The sequence below is a fragment of the Mycobacterium sp. TH-M106 genome (assembly GCF_057473765.1).
Map to the genome: position 1 here is coordinate 1 of NZ_JBYCLE010000365.1, position 8,837 is coordinate 8,837.

8 protein-coding genes are annotated in these 8,837 nt (G+C 67.0%); all 8 read left to right on the forward strand.

Features of this window, described 5'->3' with window-relative positions; translation table 11 throughout:
• Positions 1 to 1,091, forward strand: a 1,091-nt coding sequence (gene clpX / locus AC2VOP_RS12840; protein ID WP_486961327.1) for an ATP-dependent Clp protease ATP-binding subunit ClpX, incomplete at its 5' end; no start/stop codon positions are given.
• 264 nt (positions 1,092 to 1,355) lie between these two features.
• A complete protein-coding gene (locus AC2VOP_RS12845) occupies positions 1,356 to 3,371 on the forward strand; it encodes a 2-oxoacid:acceptor oxidoreductase subunit alpha (protein WP_486961334.1) in 2,016 nt (671 codons plus the stop codon).
• The gene (locus AC2VOP_RS12850; RefSeq protein ID WP_486961328.1) at positions 3,364 to 4,452 is read left to right on the forward strand and encodes a 2-oxoacid:ferredoxin oxidoreductase subunit beta; all 1,089 of its coding nucleotides are present in this window, start codon (positions 3,364 to 3,366) and stop codon (positions 4,450 to 4,452) included. Before AC2VOP_RS12845 ends, AC2VOP_RS12850 begins: the two co-directional genes overlap by 8 nt.
• A gap of 6 nt (positions 4,453 to 4,458) precedes the next feature.
• Complete coding sequence (gene mobA, locus AC2VOP_RS12855) at positions 4,459 to 5,091, forward strand: molybdenum cofactor guanylyltransferase (RefSeq protein WP_486961329.1); 633 nt, start codon at positions 4,459 to 4,461, stop codon at positions 5,089 to 5,091.
• A 503-nt stretch (positions 5,092 to 5,594) separates the two neighbouring features.
• Entirely contained in the window at positions 5,595 to 6,200 is a 606-nt protein-coding gene (locus AC2VOP_RS12860) for a transglycosylase family protein (RefSeq protein WP_486961330.1), read from the forward strand.
• Positions 6,201 to 6,290: 90 nt separating this feature from the next.
• Positions 6,291 to 7,586 carry a saccharopine dehydrogenase family protein gene (locus AC2VOP_RS12865; protein WP_486961331.1) on the forward strand — a complete coding sequence of 432 codons (1,296 nt, stop codon included), beginning with the start codon at positions 6,291 to 6,293 and terminating at the stop codon, positions 7,584 to 7,586.
• Between the two features lie 55 nt (positions 7,587 to 7,641).
• Entirely contained in the window at positions 7,642 to 8,232 is a 591-nt protein-coding gene (locus AC2VOP_RS12870) for a DUF937 domain-containing protein (protein WP_486961332.1), read from the forward strand.
• A 109-nt stretch (positions 8,233 to 8,341) separates the two neighbouring features.
• Positions 8,342 to 8,837, forward strand: a 496-nt coding sequence (locus tag AC2VOP_RS12875; protein ID WP_486961333.1) for a class I tRNA ligase family protein, incomplete at its 3' end; no start/stop codon positions are given.

The following is an 8,837-nucleotide window of genomic DNA, read 5'->3' on the forward strand; positions in this document are numbered from 1 at the left end:
CGGAGATCAGGGACTTCCTGGAGGGCTATGTCATCGGCCAGGACACCGCCAAACGGACGCTGGCGGTGGCCGTCTACAACCACTACAAGCGCATCCAGGCCGGCGAGAAGGGCCGCGATTCCCGATCCGGGGAGCCGGTCGAGCTGACCAAGTCGAACATTCTGATGCTCGGGCCGACTGGCTGCGGCAAGACCTACCTGGCGCAGACCTTGGCCAAGATGCTCAACGTGCCGTTCGCCATCGCCGACGCCACCGCGCTGACCGAAGCCGGGTACGTCGGTGAGGACGTGGAGAACATTCTGCTCAAACTGATCCAAGCCGCTGACTACGACGTCAAGCGCGCCGAGACCGGCATCATCTACATCGACGAGGTCGACAAGATCGCCCGCAAGAGCGAGAACCCGTCGATCACCCGCGATGTCTCCGGTGAGGGCGTTCAGCAGGCGCTGCTGAAGATCCTGGAGGGCACCCAGGCGTCGGTACCCCCACAGGGTGGCCGCAAGCACCCGCACCAGGAGTTCATCCAGATCGATACCACCAACGTGCTGTTCATCGTCGCGGGCGCGTTCGCCGGCTTGGAGAAAATCGTCTCCGACCGTATCGGCAAGCGCGGTCTCGGCTTCGGTGCCGAGGTTCATTCCAAAGCCGAGATCGACACCACCGACCACTTCGCCGAGGTGATGCCCGAGGACTTGATCAAATTCGGGCTGATCCCGGAGTTCATCGGCCGGCTGCCGGTGGTGGCCTCGGTGACCAACCTGGACATGGATTCGCTGGTCAAGATCCTGTCCGAGCCGAAGAACGCCCTAGTCAAGCAGTACACCCGGCTTTTCGAGATGGACGGTGTGGAACTGGAGTTCACCGACGACGCGCTGGAGGCGATCGCAGACCAGGCGATCCACCGCGGCACCGGGGCGCGGGGGCTGCGCGCGATTATGGAAGAAGTGTTGCTGCCGGTGATGTACGACATCCCCAGCCGCGACGACGTCGCCAAGGTCGTGGTGACCAAGGAGACGGTGGAGGACAACGTGTTGCCGACGATCGTGCCGCGCAAGCCGTCCCGCGCGGTACGGCGCGACAAGAGTGCCTGATCGCACGCGGTGCCGATGAACGCTGGCGGGCCGTCCAACGTTCTTAAGCGTGAACCGCCAGCAAAAGTGACGAACACCACATCGCAACCCACAGCCGTCTGGTATGGGACCATGACCTCGGTATTTTGTGGCGGGTCCGCTGTGGATCGAGAGCGCGTGGCGTCGAGGCATCCCTAAGAGCGGTGCAATAATCGGCACCGGCAGTGACGTAAAAATTTCGGGCGGGGTCGACTCCGGCGGTAGCGGTGTGCGTTTGCGGTCGTGATGCGAACCCCCGGGGCGGGAACAACGACGGAAGGCGGGGACGTGGGTCCGGACGGTGACCACGCTGACCAGGGCGAACAGGACGGGTCGGAAGCGACACATGAGCGGCGCAAGCTCGAGAAGGTCGTGATCCGCTTCGCCGGTGACTCCGGCGACGGTATGCAATTCACCGGTGACCGGTTCACCGCAGAAGCTGCGGTATTCGGTAACGACCTGGCCACCCAGCCGAGCTTCCCGGCCGAGATCCGGGCGCCGCAGGGCACGTTGCCGGGGGTGTCGTCGTTTCAAATCCAGATCGCAGACTTCGACATCTTCACCGCCGGCGATCGGCCCGACGTGCTGGTGGCGATGAATCCCGCGGCGCTGAAAGCCAACATCGAAGACCTGCCCCGGGGCGGGCTGGTGATCGCCAACTCCGACGAATTCACCAAGCGCAACTTGACCAAGGTCGGCTATGACGGCAATCCGTTGGAAGACGGCGAGCTCTCCGACTATGTGGTGCAGCCGGTGGCGATGACCACGCTGACGCTGGGCGCGGTCGAACCCAGTGGCGTATCGAAGAAGGATGGTCAGCGCGCCAAGAACATGTTCGCCCTCGGCCTGGTGTCCTGGATGTACGGCCGGCCGGTCGAGACCAGCGAAACCTTCATCCGGGAGAAGTTCGCCGGCAAGCCCGAGATCGCCGAAGCCAACGTGCTGGCGCTGAAGGCCGGCTGGAACTTCGGGGAGACCACCGAGGCGTTCGGCGCCACCTACGAGGTGTCGCCCGCGATGCTGCCGCCCGGCGAATACCGGCAGGTCTCCGGCAACACCGCGCTGGCCTACGGACTTATCGTCGCCGGCCAACTGGCCGGCACCCGGGTCGTTTTGGGTAGCTACCCGATCACCCCGGCCTCGGACATCCTGCACGAGCTGGCCAAGCACAAGCGCTTCGACGTGATCACCCTGCAGGCCGAAGACGAGATCGCCGGCATCGGCGCCGCGCTGGGCGCCTCCTACGGCGGAGCGCTAGGTGTGACCAGCACCTCCGGCCCCGGGTTGTCGCTGAAGTCCGAAGCGCTCGGCTTCGGCGTGATGGCCGAGCTGCCGCTGGTGCTTGTCGACGTCCAGCGCGGCGGCCCGTCGACCGGGCTCCCGACCAAGACCGAGCAGGCCGACCTGCTGCAGGCGCTGTTCGGACGCAACGGCGAATGCCCGGTTGCCGTGCTGGCCCCGCGCACCCCGTCGGACTGCTTCGAGGTCGCCATCGAGGCCGCCCGTATCGCGCTGACCTATCGAACCCCAGTGATTTTGCTGTCCGACGGGGCGATCGCCAACGGGTCCGAGCCGTGGCGGGTGCCCGACATCGGCTCGATCGCGCCCATCGACCGTGCGCTCGCCCAGGCCGGCGACGACTGCCAGCCGTACGCACGTGATCCGGAGACCCTGGCGCGGCAGTTCGCCGTCCCCGGAACCCCGGGTCTCGAACACCGCATCGGCGGGCTGGAGAAGACCAACGGCGTAGGCGAGATCTCCTACGCACCGGCCAATCACGACATGATGGTGCGGATTCGCCAGGCCAAGATCGCCGGCATCCGCGTTCCCGATCTGGAGGTCGACGATCCCTCCGGGGACGCGGAACTACTGCTGATCGGCTGGGGCAGCTCGTATGGTCCGATCGGCGAGGCCTGCCGGCGTGCTCGCCGCAGGGGCACCAAGGTGGCGCACGCCCACCTCCGCTATCTCAACCCGCTTCCGGCCAACCTGGGTGAGGTGCTGCGCCGCTACCCCAAGGTGGTCGTACCGGAGATGAACCTGGGCCAGCTGGCGCTGCTGCTGCGCGGGCGCTACCTGGTCGATATCCAGTCGGTCACCAAGGTCCAGGGTGTCGCATTCCTCGCCGACGAGATCGGGCGCGTCATCCGGGCCGCTCTGAGCGGGACACGCGGGACACTGGCCGAGCTCGAAGACGACAAGGCGATGGTAGCCAGGTTGGCGGTGGCTACGGTCGGAGCAGGAGCACAGACAAATGACTGACCTGGTCGGCGTGAGCCTGGTGGGTGCGGACCTCGGTCTGGCGCCCACCAAAGACAGTGCAGTACCCACCACCGGTGAGCCGCAGAAGGCAAAGGAATACACCTCCGACCAAGAAGTACGGTGGTGCCCGGGCTGCGGCGACTACGTGATCCTCAACACTATCCGCAACTTCCTGCCCGAGCTGGGGCTGCGCCGGGAAAACGTCGTGTTCATCAGTGGCATCGGTTGCTCGAGCCGCTTCCCGTACTACCTGGAAACCTATGGGGTGCATTCGATCCACGGCCGCGCACCGACGTTTGCGACGGGATTGGCGGTGGCCCGCGAAGACCTGTCGGTATGGGTGGTCACCGGCGACGGAGATGCGCTCTCCATCGGCGGCAATCACCTGATCCACACCCTGCGGCGCAACGTCAACATCACCATCCTGCTGTTCAACAACCGGATCTACGGGCTGACCAAGGGCCAGTACTCGCCGACCTCCGAAACCGGCAAAATCACCAAGTCGACACCGATGGGCTCGCTGGACAACCCGTTCAACCCGGTCTCACTGGCGATTGGCGCCGAAGCTACCTTCGTCGGCCGCGCACTGGACTCCGACCGCAAGGGGCTCACCGAGGTGCTGCGCGGCGCGATGGAGCACCGCGGGTCCGCGCTGGTGGAGATCCTGCAGGACTGCCCGGTCTTCAACGACGGCTCGTTCGACCAGTTGCGCAAGGAGGGCGCCGAGAACCGGGTGATCAACGTCCGCCAGGGCGAGCCGATCGTCTTCGGCGCCAGCGGCGAATTCTGCGTCGTCAAATCCGGCTACGGGCTCGAGGTCACCAAGACCGCCAACGTGTCCGCCGACGAGATCGTCGTTCACGACGCCACGCTGGAGAACTCATCGTATGCGTTTGCCCTGTCCCGCTTGTCCGATCAGAACCTGGCGCACGCCGTGATGGGCATCTTCCGTCAGGTCAGCAAACCCACCTACGACGACGCGGCCCGGGCGCAGGTCGGTGCGGCTCAGCAGGCCGCCCCGCACGACGCTGCGGCACTGCAAACGTTGCTGCGTGGACGTGACACTTGGACCGTAGCCTGACGAGCCTTGACCGGGTCCGCTGAACGCACGGCTGGCGGGCGCTGGCGGGCGCTGGCGGGGGTGGTGTTGGCCGGCGGGGCATCACGGCGGATGGGCCGTGACAAAGCGACGTTGACCGTACCGGGGTCGATCGACGGCCGGACATTGATCGAGCGGTTGGTGTTCGTCGCGGCGCAGCGATGCGACCCGGTTTTCGTCATAGCCGCCGCCGGGCAGACGCTGCCCCGACTGTCGGCGCGACTGCTGCGTGACGAGGTGCCTAGACTCGGTCCGCTGGCAGCGGTCGGGCGGGGATTGCGGGCGGCCGCCGAGGCGGGTGCGCAGCGCGCCTTCGTCTGTGCGGTCGACATGCCGTTGCTGACCGTCGATCTGATCGACGTACTCGCGGGTCCGGCCGCGAGCTTGGATGCCGACGCGGTGTTGCCGTGGGATGGACGTGATCACTATCTGGCCGGGGTGTACCGCACGCGGCTGGCCGATCGAATCGACGCGCTGGTGGCCGCCGGCGAGCGCCGGCTGGGGGCGCTGGTCGGCCCGCTCGACACTCAGCGGATCGTGCTGTCCGACTCGCGGCCACTGACCAACCTCAACACGCCAGCTGAGCTGGCGGCATTGGGAAATTCCGACCCCAGAAATTGAGTAATTCGTCACATTTTGTGATCGGTACGTTATCTACGCACCCGCATGAACATTCGGGCGGGGAGGCAATCCAATGCCGTGTCCCAGCTCACAATCTTTGCGTGATTTGACTCACGATTACGGCGTTGTCACTCGACTGCCGCGCCGTGGCAAACATTCAGCGTGACCTCGGAAGATTCCCGTAAATACAACGTGTGATCGGGTCGTTATCGGATCGAGATACCGATCGCGTCCGAGATGACTAATGCACATCGATCTCGTACGGTCCCTCTCGGCCATAAATGGCACATACAAAATCGAATAACCGATCCACGCGTGAGCGGGGTTGTGGGCGGCGACAGCCGATCCACAGCCGCCGGACAGTAGGCCGGCCGGGCAGATCGTGCTCCCGCTGCCGTGCCGGAATCAGACGGCACGTCCCGAGGCACCAATCCGGCCCGCATCGGGCCCCGAGCCCACACCCGCGGGCTTGCTTCGGCGCGCGATCAGCGAAAGGAATGACAGTGAATCACGTCCGCAAGACGCTCAGCCTGGCCACACTGGCCACGGTGCTCGCCACCGCGCCGATCGACACCGCTGCCGCGGATGACGCCGAGACGGACGCGTCGACCGGCCCGGTGACCGTGCAGGACGTCGCGTTGGCGGCCCCCGCCTCCTATGCCCCTGATGGCACTGCGCCGGAAGCTCCGGCGCTTCCGGGGCAGCTGCCACTGCCGCCAGGGGATCTGCCGCCGGCGCCCGACGGCCTCCCGCCGACTCCCGAGGACCCGCCGGCTTCTCAGGACCTGGCGCCGGCGCTGTGGGAGCTGCCTGCCGAGCCGGAAGCGGCCCCGGAACCGGCTCCTGCGCCCAAGCCGGCTCCCCTTGCAGCCAGGGCATACAGCGTGAACTGGGACGCGATCGCGGCCTGCGAGTCCGGTGGCAACTGGGCGATCAACACCGGTAACGGCTACTCCGGTGGCCTGCAGTTCACCCCGAGCACTTGGCGGGCGAACGGCGGTTCGGGCTCGCCGCACAACGCCAGCCGGGGCGAGCAGATCCGGGTCGCCGAGAACGTGCTGCGGACGCAAGGCCTGGGCGCGTGGCCGACCTGCGGACGGCGCGGCTGACAGGCGGCTTCGGCCCGGCGAAGCGTGAGGGCAGACGACGGCGCCGGCCGCGGTCCGGCGCCGTCGTGCATGTCGGGTAGCGTCGGGCAGATGCCCGAAGCATCGCGTGAGCTTGACGGTGAACTTGACGGTGAACTTGAGATAGTCGTCTACGGGGCGACCGGTTTCGTCGGCAAGCTCACCGCGGGCTACCTGGCCGCGGTTGCCGCGGCCACGGGCGGGGCCGATGCGCGGATCGGGCTGGCGGGCCGCAGCGCCGAGCGACTGCGGGCGGTGCGCGATGACCTGGGCCCCGCAGCGCAGGACTGGCCGGTCTTGATTGCCGACGCCGCCAAGCCGTCGACGCTGGACGCGCTGGCTGCCCGGGCCCGGGTGGTGATCAGCACGGTCGGGCCCTACACCCGCTACGGGCTGCCGCTGGTCGCGGCGTGCGCCGCGGCCGGCACCGACTACGTCGACCTGGCCGGTGAGGTGATGTTCCTGCGGGACAGCATCGACCTGTACCACAAGCAGGCCGCCGACACCGGCGCGCGCATCGTGCACGCCTGCGGATTCGACTCCATCCCGTCGGACCTGAGCGTGTACGCGCTGCACCGCCGGGCGCGCGAAGACGGCGCCGGTGAGCTCGTCGACACCGATTTCGTGCTGTGCACCCCGTTCAGCGACTTCTCCGGCGGCACCATCGCTTCCATGGTCGAGGTGCTGCGCACCTCGTCCAGCCACCCCGAGGTACGTCGTGAGCTCAACGATCCTTACACGCTCAGTGGCGATCGCTCCGCCGAACCCGACCTCGGACCGCAGCCGGACCTGCTGTGGCGGCGCGGCGGTGCGATCGTGCCCGAACTGGCCGGCATCTGGACCGCGGGGTTCGCGATGGCAGCGGTCAACACCCGGATCGTGCGGCGCAGCAACACACTGCTCGGGTGGGCATACGGACGACGGTTCCGGTATGCGGAACACATGAGCGTCGGCTCGTCGGTGGCGGCGCCGGTGCTCTCCGGGCTGGCTACCGCCGTCGGCAACACCGTGTGGCAGTTGGGCGGCCGCTATCTTCGGTTGCTGCCGGACGGGCTGGTGAGCCGGTTCACCCCGGCCCCGGGGACCGGGCCCAGCGAAGCCGTCCGCCAACGCGGTCACTACCGAGTCGAGACCTACACCACGACGACCACCGGAGCCCGCTACCGAGCTACCATGACGCAGCGCGGCGATCCCGGTTACCAGGCCACCTCGGTGCTGCTGGGCGAGAGCGCCCTGGCGCTGGCGCTGGACCGGGAGAAGCTGTCCGACCTGCGTGGTGTGCTCACTCCGGCAGCGGCGATGGGCGATGCGCTGCTAGCCCGGTTCCCTGCCGCGGAAGTGTCGCTGGACGTCACCCGGTTGGGATAATGTCGACGCCAATGCTGTCAGTCAGTGATGGCCCTGCAAGGAAAGTGAACGCCTCATGGCCGGTCTTGATGATCTCTTCACCCAGATCCCCGTACAAGAAATCGCCAGCCAGCTCGGTGCCGACGAGGGCGAGGTGAGCAGCACCATCCAAACACTGGTCCCGGTGTTGGTCAGCGGCCTGCAACACAACGCGCAGGATGCCGGTGACGCGTCCAGCATTGAATCGGCAGCCCATGCCGCCCGGGGGCTGCTGGACGGCGGTGTGCAGGTGGGCCAGATCGACGCCGCAGACGGGCTGAAGGCAATCGCGAACATCTTCGGCGGCAACGACGCGGGTCAGGTCGCCTCGGCGCTGGCCGGGGCCGGCGGCGGCAACAGCGACCTGATGCAGAAGTTACTGCCGATACTGGCGCCGATCGTGCTGGCCTACATCGGCAAGCAGCTGAGCCAGAAGAAAGAACCAGCCCAGCAGCAGGCTTCCGGTGGTGGGCTCGGCGACGTGTTGGGCAGCATCCTGGGCGGCGCCGGCGGCGCCGGCGGCGGAAGCGGCACGTCGATGGGCAGCATCCTGGGCAACATGCTGGGCGGCAAGACCGGTGGCGCGATCGGCGAAGTCCTCGGCGGTCTGCTCGGCGGCAAGAAGTAGCCGCTTTCAGCGCCAGCACTTTCACCGCCAGCAGACGCAAAAGCCCCCTGATTTGCCCCGGAATCAGGGGCTTCCGCGTCTGCTCGCCGGGCGTTCCTAGAATTAACCGGTGACTGCCAGCCCGGGTGCCGCCGATGCGGCGGAATTGCCCAAATCATGGGATCCCGGTGCGGTCGAAGCCGCCATCTACCAGGGCTGGGTCGACGCCGGTTACTTCACCGCGGACCCGGCCAGCGCGAAACCCGCGTATTCGATCGTGCTGCCGCCGCCGAACGTGACCGGCAGCCTGCACATGGGGCACGCGCTGGATCACACTCTGATTGACGTCTTGACCCGCCGCAAGCGGATGCAGGGTTATGAGGTGTTGTGGCTGCCGGGGATGGACCATGCCGGCATCGCCACGCAGACGGTGGTGGAGCGCCGATTGGCCGAAGAAGGCCGGACCAAAGAGGATGTCGGCCGGGAGCGCTTCGCCGCGTTGGTCTGGGAATGGAAACGAGACTCCGGCGGCACGATCGGCACCCAGATGCGGCGGCTGGGCGACGGGGTGGACTGGAGCCGCGAGCGGTTCACCATGGACGACGGTTTGTCGCGGGCGGTGCGCA